At 33.1% G+C, this 21,428-nt stretch carries 11 protein-coding genes; 3 read left to right on the top strand and 8 right to left on the bottom strand.

All coding sequences use genetic code 11. The annotated features are described in order from the left end of the window. Positions 1-43: 43 nt before the first annotated feature. From OZP08_RS15895 to corA, 7 genes are all read right to left on the bottom strand, one after another. Entirely contained in the window at positions 44-994 is a 951-nt protein-coding gene (locus OZP08_RS15895; protein WP_281322300.1) for a YihY/virulence factor BrkB family protein, read from the bottom strand. A gap of 4 nt (positions 995-998) precedes the next feature. Next, positions 999-1,856 carry a carboxylating nicotinate-nucleotide diphosphorylase gene (nadC, locus tag OZP08_RS15900; protein ID WP_268847056.1) on the bottom strand — a complete coding sequence of 286 codons (858 nt, stop codon included), beginning with the start codon at positions 1,854-1,856 and terminating at the stop codon, positions 999-1,001. Between the two features lie 319 nt (positions 1,857-2,175). Beyond that, entirely contained in the window at positions 2,176-3,564 is a 1,389-nt protein-coding gene (locus tag OZP08_RS15905) for a M28 family peptidase (RefSeq protein ID WP_281322301.1), read from the bottom strand. 131 nt (positions 3,565-3,695) lie between these two features. Then, the gene (locus tag OZP08_RS15910) at positions 3,696-5,783 is read right to left on the bottom strand and encodes a glycoside hydrolase family 97 protein (protein ID WP_268847057.1); all 2,088 of its coding nucleotides are present in this window, start codon (positions 5,781-5,783) and stop codon (positions 3,696-3,698) included. 214 nt (positions 5,784-5,997) lie between these two features. Beyond that, entirely contained in the window at positions 5,998-7,197 is a 1,200-nt protein-coding gene (locus OZP08_RS15915) for an acetate/propionate family kinase (protein WP_268847058.1), read from the bottom strand. Between the two features lie 209 nt (positions 7,198-7,406). Continuing rightward, the gene (gene pta / locus OZP08_RS15920) at positions 7,407-9,500 is read right to left on the bottom strand and encodes a phosphate acetyltransferase (RefSeq protein ID WP_281322302.1); all 2,094 of its coding nucleotides are present in this window, start codon (positions 9,498-9,500) and stop codon (positions 7,407-7,409) included. A 241-nt stretch (positions 9,501-9,741) separates the two neighbouring features. Continuing rightward, on the bottom strand, positions 9,742-10,812 hold the full coding sequence (gene corA, locus OZP08_RS15925; protein WP_281322303.1) for a magnesium/cobalt transporter CorA: 1,071 nt from the start codon (positions 10,810-10,812) through the stop codon (positions 9,742-9,744). Between the two features lie 100 nt (positions 10,813-10,912). On the opposite strand from corA, the gene OZP08_RS15930 reads away from it, so the two are divergent. After that, positions 10,913-11,524, top strand: coding sequence for a transposase (locus OZP08_RS15930; RefSeq protein ID WP_268847059.1), 612 nt, complete (start codon positions 10,913-10,915; stop codon positions 11,522-11,524). A 132-nt stretch (positions 11,525-11,656) separates the two neighbouring features. Here the strand turns inward: OZP08_RS15930 and dnaK are convergent, their stop codons facing one another. Then, a complete protein-coding gene (dnaK, locus tag OZP08_RS15935) occupies positions 11,657-13,537 on the bottom strand; it encodes a molecular chaperone DnaK (RefSeq protein ID WP_268847060.1) in 1,881 nt (626 codons plus the stop codon). A gap of 306 nt (positions 13,538-13,843) precedes the next feature. Between dnaK and OZP08_RS15940 the strand changes: the two genes are divergently transcribed. Both OZP08_RS15940 and tamL read left to right on the top strand, forming a co-directional pair. Next, entirely contained in the window at positions 13,844-18,838 is a 4,995-nt protein-coding gene (locus OZP08_RS15940) for a translocation/assembly module TamB domain-containing protein (protein WP_281322304.1), read from the top strand. Then, positions 18,831-21,125: a translocation and assembly module lipoprotein TamL gene (gene tamL / locus OZP08_RS15945; protein ID WP_281322305.1), complete on the top strand. Its 2,295-nt coding sequence runs from the start codon at positions 18,831-18,833 to the stop codon at positions 21,123-21,125. The genes OZP08_RS15940 and tamL overlap by 8 nt, the downstream gene beginning before the upstream one ends. Positions 21,126-21,428 lie beyond the last annotated feature (303 nt).

Raw genomic sequence — 21,428 nt, forward strand, 5'->3', positions numbered from 1 at the left:
GAGGTTGTTTAGTCGCAAGAATACTAAATTCGTCTTTATGACCTTATTCGCTAACCAAACTTTTTTTGATATGATTATTTTTATTTTTGCGTAGTTTATGAATTGTTGCATTCAATTCAAATCCCAGTAATAAGATCATACAGTTTATCCAAATATAGAACATCATAATCAGTAATGTTCCAATCGATCCATAAAGCTCATTATATTTAGAAAAATGTATTACCCATATTCCAAAAAAATAGGACGAAATTATAATCAATATAGTTGTAAACACTGAACCAATACTTATAAATGGTGGTTTATGTGATTGTTTTGTCCCATAACGCAATAACACAGATGAAGTAATTAAAATCATCAAAATCACAAATATATACCTCCCTAAAATAATCAACGGAATCCGATCACTCAACACGTCCTGTATTGCTGTACTTTGAATTAAAACCTCAAAAACAACAATAATGGCAACTGTCAAAAGCAAGAGAATAGAAAGTAACAATGAAATTCCTAATGCTACAAAATATTGACTTAAGAAACCTCTTTTTTCCAAAACATGTCGAGAAGACTCAAATCCTCCCAAAATTCCGTTTATCCCATTTGCCATCAAGAAAATAGACAATAAAAAACCTGAGGACACTAATCCGGAATGACTATTATTTAGAATATCGTTTATGATATTAGCAATTGCATCATAGGTATTTGGTGGCACTCCCTCCTTAACAAATTGAAGAAAATCATCCTGAAATCCTTCTATAGGTATGTAAGGGATTAAGTTTAGTATAAATAACGCAAAAGGAAATAAAGCCATAAAAAAACTAAATGCTACTGCACTGGCATGATATGAGAATGCTCCATCGATGATTCCTTCAAAATACAATTCCAATAAATCATAAAAAGAAAAACCTCCTAAACCTGGAACTTTAATCTTCTTTAAAATATGCATCAGGTTTCTTACAATCGGGATTTTTTCGATTTTTGCCTCAATCTTAAATGTCATAACTCTAAATTGCTTTTAGACTTAAATCCATATTATAAACAGAGTGCGTTAATGCTCCTGAAGAAATATAATCAACACCACATTCCGCATAACTGCGCATCGTATCTTCATTGATATTTCCCGAAGATTCAGTTTGGCATTTGGTTCCAATTAAGACAACTGCTTTTCTAGTATCTTCGTAATTAAAATTATCAATTAATATTCTATGCACTCCTTCGCATTTCAAAATCTCAATAACCTCTTTTAAATCTCTTGCTTCAACAATGATTTTTAAATCCAGATTATTTTCTTTTAGATACGCTTGGGTTTTGGCTATTGCCAAAGTAATTCCGCCTGCGAAATCTATATGATTATCTTTTAACATCACCATGTCATATAAAGCAAAACGGTGATTTTCTCCTCCTCCAATTTTCACTGCCCATTTCTCTGCAGCGCGAAAACCTGGTGTTGTTTTACGAGTATCTAATATTTTTGTGTTGGTACCTTTTAACAATTGCACAAAACTGTTTGTTTTTGTGGCTATTGCACTCATTCTTTGCATAGAATTCAGAACAACTCTTTCTGCTTTCAAAATTGACTGAGAACTTCCAGAAACATGAAAAACAACATCACCAAACTTTACAGCTGCTCCGTCTTCAATAAAGGTCTCTATTTCTAAATTTGGATCTACATATTCAAAGATCATTTTAGCCAAATCCACACCTGCAATTATCCCATCTTCTTTTACGAGCAATTTTGCTTTTCCCGATGCCTCTGCAGGAATACAAGCTAATGAACTATAATCTCCAGAACCCACATCTTCTCTAATAGCATTGGCAATTAGTATTTGTAACTCCTTTTGAAATTGTGCTTCACTTATCATTTTTTGTAATTTTTTAAAGAATGCTAAAGTAGGATTTATTTTGTGGATTTAAAAATAAGTAAGTTTAAAATTGAGGATTTCACATTTTTATTCTGATTAAGTTTTCTTTTGTTTAGCTATTAATATCTCTATTTAATTTTTAAACATTATGTAAATATTTAAACCTCATTAGATTCCAATTACATTAACTTTTACTATTAAACAATTTAATCTTATTGAAAATTACTATACAAAAAAAGAAAACAAAACTGGATTAAAACCCAATCTTGTTTTCTTTAAAAAATCTTCGGTATTCTAAATTATAAAATCTTAATTCGTCTTAAGGATTTTGTTTTACAACTCCATTTTGGTCTATCATATACATCAAAGCTGCCATAGTTCCAGCTCCAAGTTCTAATTCTCTTTTATCAATAGCATCAAACTTGTCGTTTGCTGCATGGTGATAATCAAAATAGCGTTGTGAATCTGGTTTCAAACCTGCTTTTACTAGTGCTACTCCTGTTAATGGTTCTATGTCAGATCCTGCATGTCCTTTTACAAAACTATGAATTAAATAAGGTTCAAATATATTTTTCAAACCTGTTATTTTAGCAAAATTTGCATCGTCACATTCCAAAGAAAAACCTCTAGGAGTAAATCCTCCTGCATCACTTTCTAAAGCAAAAATGTGATTTTCTTTATTAGCCAAAGATAACTCTTGATATTTACTTCCTCCTCTTAACCCATTTTCCTCATTCATAAAAAGAACAACGCGAAGTGTGTTTTTAGGCTTATAATTCATATTTTTAAAAATATTCATCACCTCCATACTTTGTACCACTCCTGCACCATCATCATGAGAACCATCTGCTAAGTCCCATGAATCAAGATGTCCTCCTACTACCATTATATTTTCCGGATGCTCACTTCCTTTTATTTCCCCTACCACATTATAAGACAATACATCTTCAAATTGCTGACAACTTTGTTTAAAATAGAATTTTAAATTTGGGTTACTCTTTAAAGTCTTGCTTAATAATTCAGCACCATTGGTACTAATTGCAGCAGTTGGAATGTATTGTGATTTTGGAAGATCACCATAGCTTTGTCCTCCTGTATGGGGAAAATCGTCTAATCGGAAAGTTAATGAGCGAACAATTGTACCAACAGCTCCCAATTTTGCAGCTTCTCTAGCTCCTGCATATCTTTGACTATTTGCTCCTGAATAGGCTTCAAAAGATTCTATCGCACCATTGTCCATTGGGCGATTATAAAAAACAATCTTTCCTTTTACTTTATCAGTTCCCAAAGCTTTTAGTTCATCAAAACTATGAACTTCTATTACTTCGGCAGTTAATCCATTTTTAGGTGTAGCTATTGATCCTCCCAATGCACAAATTGGCACTTTTATTTTAGCAGAATTATCTTGAATGTAGGCTGTTTCTTTTTCGCCACGAACCCATTTAGGCACCATCACTTCTTGCAAATACACTTTATCAAAACCCAATGTTTCCATTTGCTTTTTGGTATATTGAACTGCTTTTTCAGCACCAGTAGAACCTGACAACCTAGATCCTATATCATTAGAAAGGTAATCTAACCATGAATAACATTTAGAATTCGTAAGTGCTGATTTATAAATTTCCTTAAATACTTGCTCATCTTTCGTTTGTGCAAATACAGCTACACTATTTATAAAAAGTAGTGAAAGCAATAGATTTTTTTTCATTTTTTGGTCTTTTAAAAATTTATTTTTTGATTAATTGGAGCTGCAATTTCGGCATTTTAGAATAAAATCAAAGTTAAATTTTTTAAAAAAAATCCTGCTTTTTTAACACATTCAGAATTTAATTAATTTTATTATTTAATCGGTTCAAGACTAATGGCTGTTCCTCCGCCTGGAGCCAATACCAAGTTTATTTTTGATTTACTGCTTACCTCAACTGTTTTTATTTTATAGGCTATTGGGTTATTTTTCCAATCGGCATCTTTGGCATCTTCATAAATAATGGCTTTATACTTTTGTCCTTTGGTAAGAAAATCTAATTTTATTTCAGATTTTCTGCCATTTTCATCTGTAATCGCGCCTAGAAACCATGTTTCCTTACCTTTGGTTTTTCTGGCTATGGTCAAATAATCTCCAGGTTCTGCTTCCAGAATTTTAGTGTCATCCCAATCTAGCGCTACATCTTTTATAAATTGAAAAGCATCTGCATATTTTTCATAATTTTCAGGTAGATCTGCTGCCATTTGCAAAGGTGAATACATGGTCACATACAATGCCAATTGTTTTGCTAATGTAGTATGTATCTGTTCTTTTTTACTGTTGTCATAATAGCTCATTTTGATTTCAAAGATTCCAGGGGTATAATCCATTGGTCCTCCAAGAAGTCTGGTAAACGGTAAAATGGTTTCGTGACTTGGCGGATTCCCTACACTCCAAGCATTAAATTCATTTCCACGAGCGGCTTCGGCTGCAATATAGTTTGGATAGGTGCGGCTGTAACCTGTTGGTCGTGACGATTCATGTGAATTGATCATGATTTTATAATCAGCAGCTCGTCTTGCCACATAATTATAATGATTCACCATTGTTTGTCCGTCATGAAACTCACCTCGTGGAATAATTTTTCCAACATAACCCGACTTTACAGCTGGATAATCATACTTCTTCATCAGATTGAAAGCTCGATCCAAATGACGTTCGTAATTAGCCACTGATCCTGATGTTTCATGATGCATAATCATTTTTACGTTTTTTTCTTTAGCGTAAGCCGAAATTGCTGCAATATCAAAATCTGGATAAGGAGTTGTAAAATCAAAAACTTCTTCTTTCCAATTACCAAACCAATCTTCCCAACCTACATTCCATCCTTCGACTAAGACACCATCAAATCCGTTTTTTGCAGCAAAATCAATGTATCTTTTGGTATTCTCTGTGGTTGCTCCATGCGGTTTTTTACCTGCTCCCTTTTGGGAAGCATCTTGTGTACCGCTTAAATCCCAAGTAGATTTCCCTACGTGCATTTCCCACCAGATTCCAACATATTTCGTTGGTTTTATATATGAGACATCATCAAGCTTACAAGGTTCGTTTAAGTTTAAAATCATTTGCGAACCTACAATATCTCTTGCATCATCACTAATCATAATTGTTCTCCAAGGTGATACACAAGGCGTTTGCAAATAAGCTTTGTCTCCTATTGCATTAGGTACCAATAATGACGATAATTTGAAGTTAGCATTATCTACATTCAAGTGCATTACTGGATAATTGACTACTGCTGCTTCAAAAATATTGACATATATGCCTGTTGGCGATTTCATCATCAATGGTGACTGTACTGAATATTTACCGGGAATTGATTTTACTCCGATTCCGTTATTTAAGTCCAGTTTAGAATTATCTATTTCAGAAATTTTGGTTTCATTATACGCATACTCATTACTGTCAAAATCACCTGGAATCCAGAATGCTTTGTAATTGTCAGACAAATTAAACTGTGATTCTTCATCTGATATAATGAAATAATTCAGGTTTTCTTGTTTTGGAAAATCATATCTAAAAGCTACTCCTTCATCGTATACTTTAAAAATGATATTCATTTTCACATTTGTTTCCTTTTGTTTTAAAGAAACTGTAAGCTCGTTATATTGATTTAGGATTGATGCTTTTTGACCTAAAACTGGTTTCCAAGATTCATTGAATGTATCTGCTTTTGAAGTCTGAATTTCGAAATTTGCATCAAGGGCCGGTTTTTCTTTGAGTTTTATCCCTAATGTACTTTCCAGAATAACGGGTTTGCCATTATAATTTACCGAATAAGATGGTTTTCCGTTTGTCAATAATTTAAAATCGACCACAATTTTACCGGAAGGTGATTGTACGCTTTGTGCTTGGAGTAATCCTGTTACAATAGTTAAAAAAATAGATAATAAATATTTCATTTTGGTTATTTTGTTAATTTCTCAAATATAAATATTTATTCACTCCTATTTTTTTCTAAAAACTACTACAACCATGTAGTTATAAAAAGTTATTTAAAATTGAAAGAATTAACTTAACAAAACCGCCAATACTCATTATTTCTAAACAAATATGCTCAATAACTACATAAAAAAAGCTCCTATTCAAGGAGCTCTTTTTTTATAATATTGAATTTTAATTCAATATCAAGTTATAAACCTGATTTGCGATCTCTATTTCTTCATTGGTTGGAATTACCAAAATCTTAGTTCTTGAATTTGGAGTATTTATTTCCCTCATTTCTTTCGAGCGTATTTCGTTTTTAGCATGATCCAACTCTAAGCCAAAATAATCCATATCAGTGCACACCAATTTCCTTATATATGATGAGTTTTCACCTATTCCTGCTGTAAAAACAATAGCATCAATACCATTCAACACAGCCGCATACGATCCTATAAATTTCTTAATACGGTAAGCGTTCATAGCCAAAGCCAATTCGCAATCGGCATTTCCTTTTTCGGCATTAGATTCTATATCCCTTAAATCACTAAATCCTGTAAGACCTAGCATTCCGCTTTGTTTTTGTAACATTGTGTTTACTTCATCTACTGTATATCCTAATGCTTTAACAAGATAAAAAATAACTGATTGATCAACATCTCCAGAACGGGTTCCCATAATCAATCCGTTCATAGGTGCAAACCCTAGAGTATGGTCGATACTTTTCCCGTCTTTGACAGCTGTCATACTACAACCGTTACCCAAATGTATGGTGATAATCTTTGAAGTATTTGTGTATTTATTATCTTTTAAAAATTGAATGGCATTTTCCGAGACATATTTATGACTGGTTCCGTGAAAACCATAAACACGCACTTTATTCTCTGTCAAAAGAAAATTAGGCACTGCATATTTATGGGCTACAACTGGGATTGTTTGATGAAAAGCAGTATCAAAAACAGCTATCTGTTTGGCATCAGAAAAAATTTCTTCGGCTACAATTATACCTTCTAAATTGGCTGGATTATGTAATGGCGCTAATTCTATGAGTTGCTTTATTTTTGCTTTTACAGCTTCATTAATTACAACTGTATCAGAAAAAGCACTACCGCCGTGTACTACACGATGTCCTACAGCCTCTATTTCTTTGGTACTTTTGATTACACCTATTTTCTCGTCCATTAACAATTGGGCAATTTTTTTCAGACCAATTTTATGATTGGCAATCGGTAATGATTCTTCTATTTTAGCCGACTGGGTTACATAACTTAAGTTTGAAACCTCCAGACCAATTCTATCAATCATACCACTACAAATTACTTCATTAGCTGGCATATCAATCAATTGATATTTTATAGATGAACTTCCCGAGTTTATAATTACTATTTTCATTTATATATTTTTTTTAGTAAGGTTCAGAGGAACTAAGAAACTAAGGTCCTGAGACTCTAAGTATCTTAGCCGCTTAGAATCTTAACAATTTTTATTTATTTTTTTGGCAAAGTTCTGAGGTTCTGAGACTCTAAGTATCTTAGCATCTTAGCCGCTTAGAATCTTAGTAACTTAGAACCTTTGTATCTTTGTATCTTAGCAACTTTTTTTTACAATCCCTGTGCTTGAATTGCCGTAATCACGACTGTGTTAATTATATCATCTATAGTACAGCCGCGGCTTAAGTCATTTACCGGTTTGTTTAAACCTTGCAACATTGGTCCAATAGCCAATGCTCCTGTTTCTCTTTGAACTGCCTTATAGGTGTTATTTCCAGTATTTAAATCAGGGAAAATCAATACACTGGCGTGACCTGCCACCTCAGAATTTGGCATTTTACTTTGTCCTACTTCTAAATCAACTGCTGCGTCATATTGTATAGGACCTTCAATTTTAAGATTAGGACGTTTTTGCTTTACTATTTCGGTTGCAGCCCTTACTTTATCTACTTCATCTCCTTTTCCTGATGAACCGGAAGAATAGGAAAGCATGGCTACTTTTGGTTCTATTCCAAAAGCCAAACTTGAATCTGCTGATGATATCGCAATTTCCGCTAACTGTTCTGCAGTTGGATTAGGATTAATGGCGCAATCCCCGAAAACAGAAACCCTGTCTTCTAAACACATAAAAAATACTGATGACACAACTGAGCAATTAGGTTTGGTTTTAATGAATTGCAATGCAGGCAAAATGGTATGTTGAGTAGTGTGTGCAGCTCCCGAAACCATTCCGTCAGCATGTCCTTTGTATACCATCATGGTTCCAAAATATGACACATCTTCCATTAGGTCTTTGGCCATACCCAGAGTTACATTTTTGGCTTTGCGTAATTCATAATAAGTATTCACGTAATCAGCATAATTCTCTGAATCTATTGGGTTTATAATTGGCACTTTAGAAAAATCAAAATCTAAGCCTAATTCGGCTACTTTGCTTTCGATTTGTTTTTTATTTCCAATAATAGAAATATCAACTACATCCATTGCTTGCAAGCGAGCTGCAGCTATGATAATTCTTTCGTCACTGCCTTCCGGTAAAACAATATGTTTTCGGTGCTGCTTTGCTCTTTTTACTAAGTTATATTGAAACATTTTAGGAGTCATTCCTTCTGCTTCAAAAGCATTAAATTTATTTGTTAATGCATCTAAATCAACATATTTATCGAAAGTATTTATTGATGTCTCTATTTTTTGCAAATTCCCAGCATATATTTTTGACTTTATGCTGCCAATTGTATTTGCAATATGATAGGTTCCTCCTTCTACAGTAATGATTGGCACTACCGAAGAAAGTCCTTCTATTAATTTTAAGATACTATCTTCTGGGGTTATGTTCCCAGTTAATACAATACCCGACACCGAAGGATAATTAGCCGATTCATTAGCTTGCAATGCCCCTAGTATAATATCTGCACGATCTCCCGGAGTGATAATAAGACCATTTTCTTTTAGATGTAGCAAATAGTTGCATAATTGCATTGCTCCAATGCTATAGCTTCCTATTTGATTGTTTAAATATTCATTCCCAAATAATATTTTAGCATCTAATGCTTCAACAATTTCCTGAATTGTTGGATTATTTAAACTACTGATTAAAGGGATGGAATTGATAAGAATTGATTCCGGTAAATTTTTCTTCAATCCATTCGTTACCAATTCTAAATTTTCGGGCTGTACTTTATTGGCTATTACTGCCAATACTTCTACCTCTTTTAATTTAAATGAATTATATGCTAAACTTAAACTGTCTATTAATTCATCTAAGGTTTTCCCAACTCCTGAACCCAGAATTATGGTAGGTATTCCAAGATTTTTGGCAATAAGCACATTAATATCCAATTCGATAACGGTTCCTTCTCCTGAAAAACTGGTTCCTTCTACCAAAACAAAATCAAAGCGCTCTTCTAATTTTTTGAATTTTTCAATAATTAGATCGACTACCTCTCCTAGTTTACCTTTATTTTTTTTCTTGATTAACTTACTTTTTGTAATAGCATAAGCATCTTCATACTGAATATCCAGACCAAAATGTGAAATAACCATATCAATATGGGTATCCTTTTTTCCTTCTTCTACATCCTCTATTATTGGTCTAAAATACCCCACTTTGGCAGTTTTCCCCAAAAGTGTTCTCATTAAACCCAGAGTAATTATTGTTTTACCACAATTTTCATCGATAGTTGCAATATATATAGCTTTATTCATATGTTGGTATTTACTGTTCTTTTATCTGTTATAAGTAATTGCTTTGTCTGTTCACTATTGCTTGAGACGCATATTATTGTTCGTGCTTATTACCAATTTAGTCTCATGTTCATTTCATGCCTACTATTTTTAATACAATTAGTAATTAATCACTCTATACAAAAATAACCTCTTAATTATTTTTTAAATATGACTTAAATCAGTTTAAAAAACAAACTTCCTCTTTTATGTTTCCATTAAATTAAAACCATCTTCTTCTTTTAAAATAAAAGACCATTGCAATTACTACAAAAAACATAAAAACCATCACTGTAAAATATCCATTAGTATATCTTAATTCAGGCATATTATCAAAATTCATCCCATACACGCCCACGATAAAAGTAAGCGGAATAAATATAACCGAGATAATAGTCAGCGTTTTCATAATTTCATTCATCTTATGCGTTTGCGCTGCAAAAAAGAAATTAGACGCACTCTCCAAAGACCCCATATCTGATTCTATTTGTTCTAAAAGCTCTAAACATTTTTGATGCAAACGGCTAAAAAAACTAAAATTTTCAGATTCGATTTCATTAAACACATCATCCTCTTTTATACTTTTTATATCGTATAAAGAATCCCGAAGCGGAATTATAGAACGCTTCAAGAAATTAAAATTATCCCTATGCTTCTCAATTTTTTCTAATATGATAGGATCTGCGCTATTCTTGGTAAGGTCTATCAAATCCTCAATTCTATCTTCTTCACTTGCCAGAGTTATGTAAAAATTACCAATAATGGCATCTAGTAAAATATACAATAAATAATCTGCTTTCTTGTTTCGTACGATACCAGAATTGGTTCGAATACGTTCGCGTATATGAGTAAAGAAATCACTTCTTTTTTCTTGAAATGAAATTAAAATCCCCTTTTTCAACAAGAAACTAATTTGCTCAACCCTTATATCATCTGAGTTTTCTGCTGGCAACATCGATTTTATGTTAAAAAACAAAACATCCTTTTCCTCTTCGAGTTTTGTTCTTTTGCTGGTATTTAGAATATCTGCCAACATAAAATTATCAATATCAAAATGGCTAGCCACTTCTTTTAGTAAATCTACATCGCTCAATCCATGAATATTTAACCAATTTATTCTGCTTAAGTCAATAAGCTTTTTCAATTTAACGATTGAAGCACTCTCATATTCATCAACAGTTTTATCATCATAAACAAACAATTGCATTTCAATCTCTTTGTTTCTGTGTAAACCAGTATATTCGAGATTATAAGGTTGCAATCGTTTTCCATTCTTGTATTTAATCTTTCTCATAAAATAATTTGTAAAGTAATATTACAAAAAAATTAAATATATTTAGTTTCTTTTTTGAAACCTGTTGGGTTTTAAAAAAGAACTAACTCTGAATAAAAACATGCAAATAATCGAACCTTTGGAATTTGGAAATTATTACCACATCTATAACCGTGGTAACAATAGCGAAACTATTTTCAAAGAAAACCGAAACTATGAGCATTTCCTAAATTTATACAACACTCATATAGAGCCTATTGCTGACACTTATGCTTGGTGCTTGATGAAAAACCATTTCCATTTATTGGTGCGAATCAAAACTATTGAGGAAATAATCATACTTCAAGAGTCCAAAGACACGCTCACGAAAAAGAAAATAATAGCACCACACCAGTCTTTTGGTAATTTATTCAACGCATATTCAAAAGCAATAAATAAAGGATATGACCGACACGGAGCACTTTTTGAGAGACCTTTCAAAAGAAAATTGATTGATAATGACACCTATCTACAGAACGTTATAAAATACATTCATTACAACCCTGTAAAACACGGCATCTGCGATCACCCCATAGAATATCCTTGGAGTTCCTACTTAACATGTGTCTCATCCAAGTCAACCAAATTAAAAAGAAATGAAGTGATTTCTTTTTTTGAAAATTTAGAAAACTTCAAACTCACTCACAATCACAATGAGGATTTTTCTGGTTTAGAGAAATCTTTGAATTTATAATATGTTTCATTTAGACCTGTCGGGTTTTAAAAACCCGACAGGTCTAAAAACAAAAAAACCGAGCTATTTCTGGCTCGGTTTTCATTTATTATGTAGTAGAGACGCGATAAATCGCGTCTCTACAAGAAATAATTATTTTACTTCTTCGAATTCAACGTCTTCAACATTGTCACCTGATTGAGCTTGTGGCTCAGCAGCTGGTTGACCTTGTTCTCCTTGAGCGTACATTGCTTCAGTAGCTGTTTTCCAAGCTGCATTAATGTTGTCAAGAGCGGTTTGAATTGCAGGAATGTCTTGAGATTGGTGAGCCATTCTCAATTCAGTCAATGCATACTCGATAGCAACTTTATTATCATCTGATAATTTAGCTCCAAGTTCTTTCAATTGAGACTCAGTTTGGAAGATCATTCCATCAGCTTCGTTCAATTTTTCAGCTCTTTCTTTTGCGATTTTGTCAGCATCGGCATTTGCTTCAGCATCTTTTTTCATTCTTTCGATTTCTTCAGCTGTCAATCCAGAAGAAGCTTCGATACGAATATCGTGAGATTTACCAGTTCCTTTGTCAGTTGCAGAAACTTTGATGATACCATTAGCATCAATATCAAAAGTTACTTCAATTTGAGGAACTCCTCTTGGTGCAGGTGGAATACCATCTAAGTGGAAACGACCGATAGTTTTGTTATCAGCAGCCATTGCTCTAGCTCCTTGTAATACGTGGATTTCAACAGATGGTTGAGAATCAGCAGCAGTAGAGAAAACTTGAGATTTTTTAGTTGGGATAGTTGTGTTAGCTTCAATAAGAACAGTCATAACACCACCCATAGTTTCGATACCTAAAGATAAAGGTGTAACGTCAAGTAACAATACATCTTTTACATCTCCAGAAAGAACTCCACCTTGAATAGCTGCTCCAATCGCAACAACTTCATCAGGGTTAACTCCTTTAGATGCTTTTTTACCGAAGAATTTTTCAACTTCATCAACAATTTTTGGGATACGAGTAGAACCTCCAACCAAGATAACTTCGTCAATGTCAGAAACAGATAAACCTGCATTTTTCAACGCTTTAGCAACTGGTGCCATAGAACGTTTTACTAAAGAATCAGTTAATTTTTCGAATTGAGCTCTAGTTAATTTTTTAACTAAGTGCTTTGGTCCAGAAGCTGTAGCAGTTACGTATGGTAAGTTGATTTCAGTTTCAGCAGAAGAAGACAATTCAATTTTTGCTTTCTCAGCAGCTTCTTTCAAACGTTGCAATGACATTGGGTCTAAACGTAAGTCAATACCTTCTTCAGATTTAAATTCATCTGCCAACCAGTCAATAATTTCGTGGTCAAAATCATCACCTCCTAAGTGAGTATCTCCGTCTGTAGATAATACTTCAAATACACCGTCTCCTAATTCAAGTACAGAGATATCAAATGTACCTCCTCCTAAATCGTAAACAGCAATTTTTTGGTCAGTTCCTTTTTTATCCAAACCGTAAGCTAAAGCTGCAGCTGTAGGCTCGTTGATGATACGCATAACTTTAAGACCTGCAATCTCTCCAGCTTCTTTTGTAGCTTGACGTTGTGCATCATTAAAGTAAGCAGGAACAGTGATAACTGCTTCAGTAACTGTTTGTCCTAAATAGTCTTCAGCAGTTTTTTTCATTTTTTGAAGTGTCATTGCAGACAATTCTTGAGCAGTGTATAAACGACCGTCAATATCCACACGTGGAGTATTGTTGTCACCTTTCACTACAGAATAAGGTACTCTTTTTGCTTCTTCAGTAATTTCAGCAAAAGTGTGTCCCATAAAACGTTTAACAGAAGCAATCGTTTTTGTAGGGTTAGTTACTGCTTGTCTTTTTGCAGGATCTCCCACTTTAATTTCTCCACCTTCAACAAAAGCGATGATAGATGGTGTAGTTCTTTTTCCTTCAGCATTAGGGATTACTACTGCTTCATTACCTTCCATTACAGAAACGCAAGAGTTCGTCGTACCTAAATCAATTCCGATTATTTTACCCATTTTTAATATATTTAATTTTTATTGTATACTTATTTTAACGGCTCGAAGACTCTAAGGCAATCTTTGTGCCAATACAAAAAACCGAGTAAATTGTCAGTTCCCTTTATAATTGGCGCAAAATAATATGACAAACTGACATTTTGCTACTGCATTGAGTGTGTCATTAACCACTATCAATTATCGATTGCAGCTTTTATACTTCCAGAAATCTTAACACTAAAATCCTAACCATTTCCTACTCAGCACAAACATAATCTTGCAATTTTGGTGCAAAATGGCTACTTTTAAGCCTTAAAAAAATCACTTTTGAACAAGAACCTACAAAAAACTATAAGCTTTTTTAGATGGGCAATAGCTACTATAATAGTTTTGTTGTTGCTGTTGCTAATTCTTGTCCATATTCCTAGCGTTCAAAATTTCACTAAAGAAAAATTGGTCAGCTACTTACAAGATAAAATCAAAACCAAAGTTGCTATTGACTCTCTTTCCTTTGGAATCACAAAAGAAGTAATTCTCACTGGCGTTTACCTTGAAGACCAAAAAAAAGACACCTTATTATCTGCCAAAAAACTAGTTGCTGACATTAGTTTATTGCCATTATTAAATAACAAAATCGAAATTAATTCAGTTAAACTGGAAAAAGCAACTGCAACTATAAAAAAAGATAAAAACTCTGTTTTTAATTTTGATTACATTATCAAAGCATTTGATACGGGCGAAAAACCAAAAGACGACAGTAAACCGATGGTTTTTTCTATGGAGAATATAGACCTAAATCATATTCGTTTAAAATATTCGGATGCAATTGCCCAAAATGACCTATCCATTGGCTTAAAACATTTGGGAACCTATATTACAAGCTTTGATTTGGAACAAATGAACTTTGAAATTCCAAAAATAACAGTAAATGGATTGCAATTAAAATTCAAACAAGGTATACCCAAAAAAACAATTACCAATAAAGAAACTACACCTACAAAAACAACAACACCTGATTTGAAACTAAAACTGGGTGAGATTGATCTGTCTAAACTACTTATTGATTATAAGGATGAAAATTCGAAGGTGACTTCTTCCCTTTCGATGAAAAAATTTCTTGTAAAATTCAATGTAATTAATCTTAGTAATCAATTCATATCGATAGAAAAAATTGATTTGAGTGACACTAAAGGTTCCTTAGCTTTGGGTAAAATCACAAAAAAAGCAACTCCAAAAACTACAGTTGCCAATACACCAAATGATTGGGAAGTAAGGATAAACAAAACAGATATAAAAGAAGTTGGTTTTAAGTTTGATAATGACAATGTAGCTTCGTTACAAAAAGGGATAGATTACAACCATTTGAATATACGACATGTAAACTTAAGTGCTGAAACATTTAATTATACACCGGAATCAACTGCTGTCACTATACTTTCATTATCTGCAAAAGAACAAAGCGGTTTGAATATCCAATCTTTTAAAACCGATTTCTTCTATGGGCAGAAAGTTACCTTTCTTAAAAATTTATACTTTAAAACACCGCATACTTTACTCAAAGACAAACTTATTTTAGAATATCCTTCCATAGCATCGATTAGTGAAAATCCAGGGGAACTGAACATAAAAACATCATTAAAACAAAGCCGACTGGGGTTTAAAGACCTATTACTTTTTGCTCCAACTTTAGCCAACAGCAATCCTTTCAAAAGCAACCCCAACTCAATTCTATTGATTAACGGGAAAGTTTCGGGTAAATTAAAAAATATTGAAATCCCCAATTTAGAAATCAGCGGATTGGGAAAAACAAAAGTTCATGCAAGTGGAAAAATTGTCGGTTTGCCTGACATGAAAAAAGCGCATTTTGATATAACATTAAAAGAATTTAAATCGAATTCAAAAGATATCAATTCATTTGTTCCAAAAGGTACAATTCCAAATTCTATTGTACTCCCTTCTCAATTAAGTGTCAACGGAACTTTCAAAGGAACGCTAACCAATTTCTATACTAATCTTAATTTATTGAGTAGTTTAGGTAATGCAAAAGTCAAAGCGTCTTTCGATCAAACGAGAAAAAATAAGGAGAAATATGATGCTCAGGCTCAACTTTACAATTTCGATTTAGGGAAGTTAATAAAAAATGATTCTATTGGAAAAGTCACTTTAAAGGCAAATATAAAAGGAGTTGGATTGAACACGAAAACTGCCATTTCAAATTTTAATGGATCTGTAGAAAAAATATATTTCAACAAATACACCTATCAAAATTTAAATTTAAATGGAAAAATAAACAACGGAAAATTTAATTTTATCGCAAATGCAAAAGACCCAAATTTAACTTTTGACATAGAAGGTAACGGCGCATTGGGCGATAAATACCCAAAAGCGAACATCAAATTAAACATGGATATTGCCGATTTAGAGAAATTAAATCTCCATGCAGGGCCACTAAAACTAAGAGGTCAAACAGTAGCAGAAATTCAAACTGCCGATATTGATTATCCAAATGGTAAAATCATATTTTCTAACATACAGATCGAAAATGAAAAAGAATCCTTTACGATAGATTCAATTCAGGTAACTGCAATAACATCTGCCAAAAAAAATGAAGTAAAACTATATTCACCATTTTTGGATGCTGAAATAAACGGTCATTACCAACTCTCAAAATTAGCAGCAGCCTTGTCACATTCTGTTGCAAACTATTACAACACAACTCCATCTATACCGAAAGAAAGAGTTGCAAATCAGAAATTAAATTTCAAACTTAACGTAAAAAACAGCCTTTTAGTTACCAAATTTATTCCTGATCTCAAGAGTATAGATCCTTTTACCATCGTTGGTCTCTATAATTCAGAGAATGATACCATTAATATAAATGGAACGATTCCGAGAATAGTTTATAAGGACAACACAATCAGCAATGTCATTCTAAAACTGGACACTCAGGATAAGGCTTTGGTTTACAACCTAAATATTGATGACATCGATAGCCCTAACTACAAATTACCATATACATCCTTGACCGGAAAAGTAAAAGACAATACCGTAGATTATCTTTTTCAATTAAAAGACCTAAACGATAAAGACCGATATACCATTGCAGGAACACTAAAAACAGAAAAAGGCGATTCTGAAATTAGTTTGAATCCAGAAAACCTACTCCTTAATTATGAGAAGTGGAAAGTAACTACGGACAATCTAATTCGTTTGGACAAAAATGGTCTCTATGCCAACAACTTTGAATTGAGTAATAATGGGAATCGTTTAAAATTACAATCCGAATCTGAAGCTCCTAATTCACCTTTGTCAATCAATTTTGAAAATTTTGAAATAGAATCTATTTCGAATATGCTCGAAAAAAGCGATCTACAAATGGGCGGAAAAATTAATGGAAACGCTTTATTAAAAGACATAAGGAAAAATCCAGTATTTACCTCCGATTTAAAGATTGAAAATTTTAGTTTTAGAAAAGATACTTTAGGTACCGTCAGTATAAAAGTCAATAATGAAATTGCTAATCAATATGATGCCAAAGTTTCGATCACGGATCAAGGCAATCAAGTTGATTTAGTGGGCAATTACAAAACACTTGATAATAGCCTTGACATGAACCTTATTGTTGAAAAGCTAAACATGAAAAGTATTCAAGGCTTTTCTATGAATCATATAACGGAAAGCACTGGTTTTCTTAACGGAACATTTACAATTTCTGGAGATGTAAATCAACCAAAAATAGTTGGGGGACTAAAATTTAATGATGTTGGTTTCAAGGTAAAGGATTTGAATTCTAATTTTAAATCAATTAATGATACAATCGAATTTACAAACGATGCTATTACTTTTGATCATTTCACCATTAAAGATGAGAAAGACAATGACCTTGTGATTAACGGAATCATTGACAGTAAAAATTTCAGCAATTTAGGCTTTGATTTAACTGTAGATGCCGATAATTTTAAAGCTATGAATTCTAAAGCCAAAGACAATGATTTGTATTATGGAGAATTATTTTTGGACAACCATTTAAAAATAAAAGGAAATATCGATAATCCTATCGTAGAAGGAAATATCAAAATAAATAAAGACACCAAACTAACGATGGTAATGCCACAATCTGATCCTTCGGTAGCCAGTCGAGAGGGAATTGTTGAATTTATCGATCAAGATCAGATACAAATTGCAAAAACCGTTGCCGCAGAAGAATCCGAAATAAAATCGACTATAAAAGGGATTGATGCATCAGTAAATATAGAAATAGACAAAGATGCCGAGTTTTTTATCATTATAGACAAATCTAATGGAGACTTTATCCGATTTAAAGGCAAAGCTCTCTTAGCTGGAGGTATAGATCCATCTGGAAAAACTAGCTTAACCGGAAAATTAGAATTTAATGAAGGGGCTTATGAAATGACATTTAGCGCCATTAAACGAAAATTTGCAATCAAAAAGGGAAGCTATATTCAATGGAATGGCGAGCCAACATCAGCCGATATCAATATTACAGCGATATATAAAATAAATACCGCCCCTATTGACTTACTGCAAAATCAATTGATAAACTCTACTGATGAAGTAAAAAACACATTTAAGGAAAAGATCCCTTTTGAAACCGAATTAATAATAAAAGGCGAATTAATGAAGCCTGACATTACTTTTGATATTATTCTTCCAACAGAAAATACTAATGTTTCATCTGATGTCATCAATTTAACTCAAAAAAGACTGTCTCAGTTAAGACAAGACCCAAATGAATTGAATAAACAAGTTTTATCATTACTGGTAATGAATCGTTTTATTGGCGAAGATCCATTTAGCTCTGAGGCAGGAGGAACATCAGTATCGGCTATGGCAAAATCTAGTGCCAGCCAAATTCTTACCAATCAAATGAACGATCTAACCAAGGATCTAATTAAGGGAGTTGAACTTAATTTTAATTTAAACTCAACCGAAGTATATTCCAGCGGACAAAGAGAAGAGAAAACAGATCTAAATGTTGGAGTTACAAAAAGATTATTGAATGACAGGCTTAAGGTTACAGTAGGAAGTAATTTTGGACTGGAAGGACCACAACAAGCCAATCAGCAAAACTATAACTTCGCTGGTGATGTAACATTAGACTATCAACTATCAAAAGATGGAAGATACAAACTAAAAGCCTACCGTGTCAATAAATACCAAGTAGCGCTACAAGGTGAAGTTATGGAAACAGGAGTAGGTTTTACCATAACCATGGATTATAAAAAATTTAAAGAACTGTTTCAAAAAGATAAAGACAAAAAAACGAAGCTAAAAGCCCAAAAAAAGAAAACGGATGAATAAAACGTCTTTATTATATTTCTTTATTCTGTTGATGTTTATCTCTTCCTGTAGCAATCTAAAATATCTACAGGAAGGAGAAATGCTCTATACGGGTGCTAAAGTAAAAATAGAAGGAAAAGATAGCATCACAAAAGAAAGCAAACAGTTAAAAACAGAATTAGAAAAACTCTTACGCCCAAAACCCAATACTGTAATACTGGGCATGAGACCTAGTCTATATATCTATAATGTTGTTGGACCAGTAAAAAAAGAAAAAGGATTCAAATATTGGTTAAAAACAAAGATAGGAGAACCACCGGTTTTAGTAAGTCAACTCGATTTGAAACACAACAAAGACTTACTTCAAAATTACACAGAAAACAAAGGATATTTTAACTCAAAAACAAAGGCAGACACCATCCATAAAGGAAAAACGGTTAGCGCCATTTACACTCAGAACCCAGGGAAGCAATACACTATAAGAACTGTTAAATTCCCAACAGATACTTCAGCACTCACAACTGCTATTCAAACAACAATTCCGGGAAGTTTCCTAAAAGTAAATGAAGGATACAGTTTTGATAAAATAAAAGAAGAACGCATCCGGATTAACAATAACCTTAAGGAAGAGGGATACTATTATTTTGACCCCGACTATCTTAAGGTACAGGTAGACAGCACTGTTTCTAACCATCAGGTAGATCTTATTGTAAAAGTAAAAAATGATGCACCAGCTATATCAAAAAAACAATATAGAATAAATAAAATCATTATTTATCCCAATTACTCAGTTGCATCCGACACGGCAAAAGCAACTAATGATTCGGTTATAAAACACCATGATTTTACGATTTATGATTCAGAAAAACTTTTTAAACCCGAAATTTTCGATCAGGCTTTAACTTTCAAAAAAGGTGACCTATACAATAGAACAGACCATAATTTATCCCTGAAGAATATAGAGAACATTGGCGCTTTCAAATTTGTAAAAAACAAATTCGTAGCAGCAGATACTACTGGTAATTATCTAGATGCCTATTATTATTTAACACCATTACCAAAAAAATCAATCCGATTAGAGCTTTTAGCCAAAACTAATTCGGCCAATTACAATGGTACTGAGCTGAATTTAAACTGGAGCAATCGAAATTTCTTTGGAGGAGCCGAATTATTCAATCTCTCAATTTATGGAGGTTTTGAAGTACAGGTTTCCGGACAAAACACGGGTTATAATGTATACACAGCAGGTACAGAAGCCAATTTGCTATGGCCAAAAATTTTGTCTCCTTTTAAAATAAAGCCTTATAATGGATTTATGGCCAAAACAAAAGTAACTGCAGGATACGAATACCAAAACAGAACACAATTGTATTCTCTTCAAACCATGAAAGCTTCTTTTGGCTATTTGTGGAAATCGAATGAACGAAAAGAACACCAATTGAACATCGCCGAAATTACTTATGCCAGACCAAAAGATGTAACAGCACTGTATCAGGAACAAGTAGATAAAAACCCTTCCCTGGAAAATGTGGTAGAACAACAGTTGGTTTTTGGCCCAACCTATTCCTATATCTACAGTAATATCATGAAGAAAGAAAAGAGAAATACGATATATTATAAAGGATCAATCAGTCTTTCTGGCAATCTTGCCGGTTTAATTACTTCGGCCAATATAAAAAAGAAAGATACTGTTGAAATATTAGGTGTTCCTTTTAGCCAATTTGTCCGATTAGAAAATGAATTCAAACATTATTTAAAATTAGGAAAAGATTCCCAACTCGCCAGCAGAATGATTGTTGGAGCAGGTTTTGCTTATGGCAACTCAAATGAAATGCCGTATATCTCACAATTTTTTATAGGAGGAACAAATAGTATTAGGGCGTTTAAAGCACGTGCAATAGGTCCCGGAACTTACTATGATCCAGCACTTAATACTGATGGCTATACCGAAGACCAATCGGGTGATCTAAAATTAGAATTGAATACAGAATACAGAACTAAATTATACCGAATGATAAAAGGAGCTGCGTTTATTGATGCCGGGAATATATGGTTGCTACATGACAATCCAAACAAACCGGGAGCAAAATTCTCCTCAGATTTCATGAATGAATTAGCAGTTGGTGTTGGTGTTGGATTGCGTTTTGATTTATCCGTTTTAATCTTCAGGACTGATTTAGCCTTTCCTATTCGAAAACCTTATTTACCTGATGGAAATCGCTGGGTAATTGACTCTATTGATTTTGGAAGCGGAAGTTGGCGCAACGAAAATTTGATTTTTAATATTGCAATTGGTTATCCTTTCTAAAATAAAAAAGGTTCTAGCCTCAACTACGTGAGCTTCTCAAAATTAGAAAAAAATCACCTTGACCCGAGCAATTGATGTTTTTATATGAATAACAAACTAATCTTTTAGTGGATTATTAAAAAAATCTGCGAAATCTGCGTGCCATATTTCACGCAGATTTCGCAGATTTTCGCAGATAAAATTAGCGCGAGAAGAATAGAATTAAAATTATTGGTGTTACTCTTAATTATGTGACTTGAATCTGTACCCACACTATTGAATGTATAACCATAAAAAAAGGCTCCCTAATAAAAGACAGCCTTT

This window comes from Flavobacterium aestivum, from assembly GCF_026870175.2.
Taxonomy (GTDB): Bacteria; Bacteroidota; Bacteroidia; order Flavobacteriales; family Flavobacteriaceae; genus Flavobacterium; species Flavobacterium aestivum.

Excerpts from the sequence above, each read along its gene's own strand:
- tamL (WP_281322305.1), top strand. The coding sequence starts at position 18,831 with ATGAATAAAACGTCTTTATTATATTTCTTTATTCTGTTGATGTTTATC.
- OZP08_RS15915 (WP_268847058.1), bottom strand. The coding sequence starts at position 7,197 with ATGAAAATAGTAATTATAAACTCGGGAAGTTCATCTATAAAATATCAA.
- OZP08_RS15905 (WP_281322301.1), bottom strand. The coding sequence starts at position 3,564 with ATGAAAAAAAATCTATTGCTTTCACTACTTTTTATAAATAGTGTAGCT.
- dnaK (WP_268847060.1), bottom strand. The coding sequence starts at position 13,537 with ATGGGTAAAATAATCGGAATTGATTTAGGTACGACGAACTCTTGCGTT.
- corA (WP_281322303.1), bottom strand. The coding sequence starts at position 10,812 with ATGAGAAAGATTAAATACAAGAATGGAAAACGATTGCAACCTTATAAT.
- OZP08_RS15895 (WP_281322300.1), bottom strand. The coding sequence starts at position 994 with ATGACATTTAAGATTGAGGCAAAAATCGAAAAAATCCCGATTGTAAGA.
- pta (WP_281322302.1), bottom strand. The coding sequence starts at position 9,500 with ATGAATAAAGCTATATATATTGCAACTATCGATGAAAATTGTGGTAAA.
- OZP08_RS15910 (WP_268847057.1), bottom strand. The coding sequence starts at position 5,783 with ATGAAATATTTATTATCTATTTTTTTAACTATTGTAACAGGATTACTC.
- nadC (WP_268847056.1), bottom strand. The coding sequence starts at position 1,856 with ATGATAAGTGAAGCACAATTTCAAAAGGAGTTACAAATACTAATTGCC.
- OZP08_RS15930 (WP_268847059.1), top strand. The coding sequence starts at position 10,913 with ATGCAAATAATCGAACCTTTGGAATTTGGAAATTATTACCACATCTAT.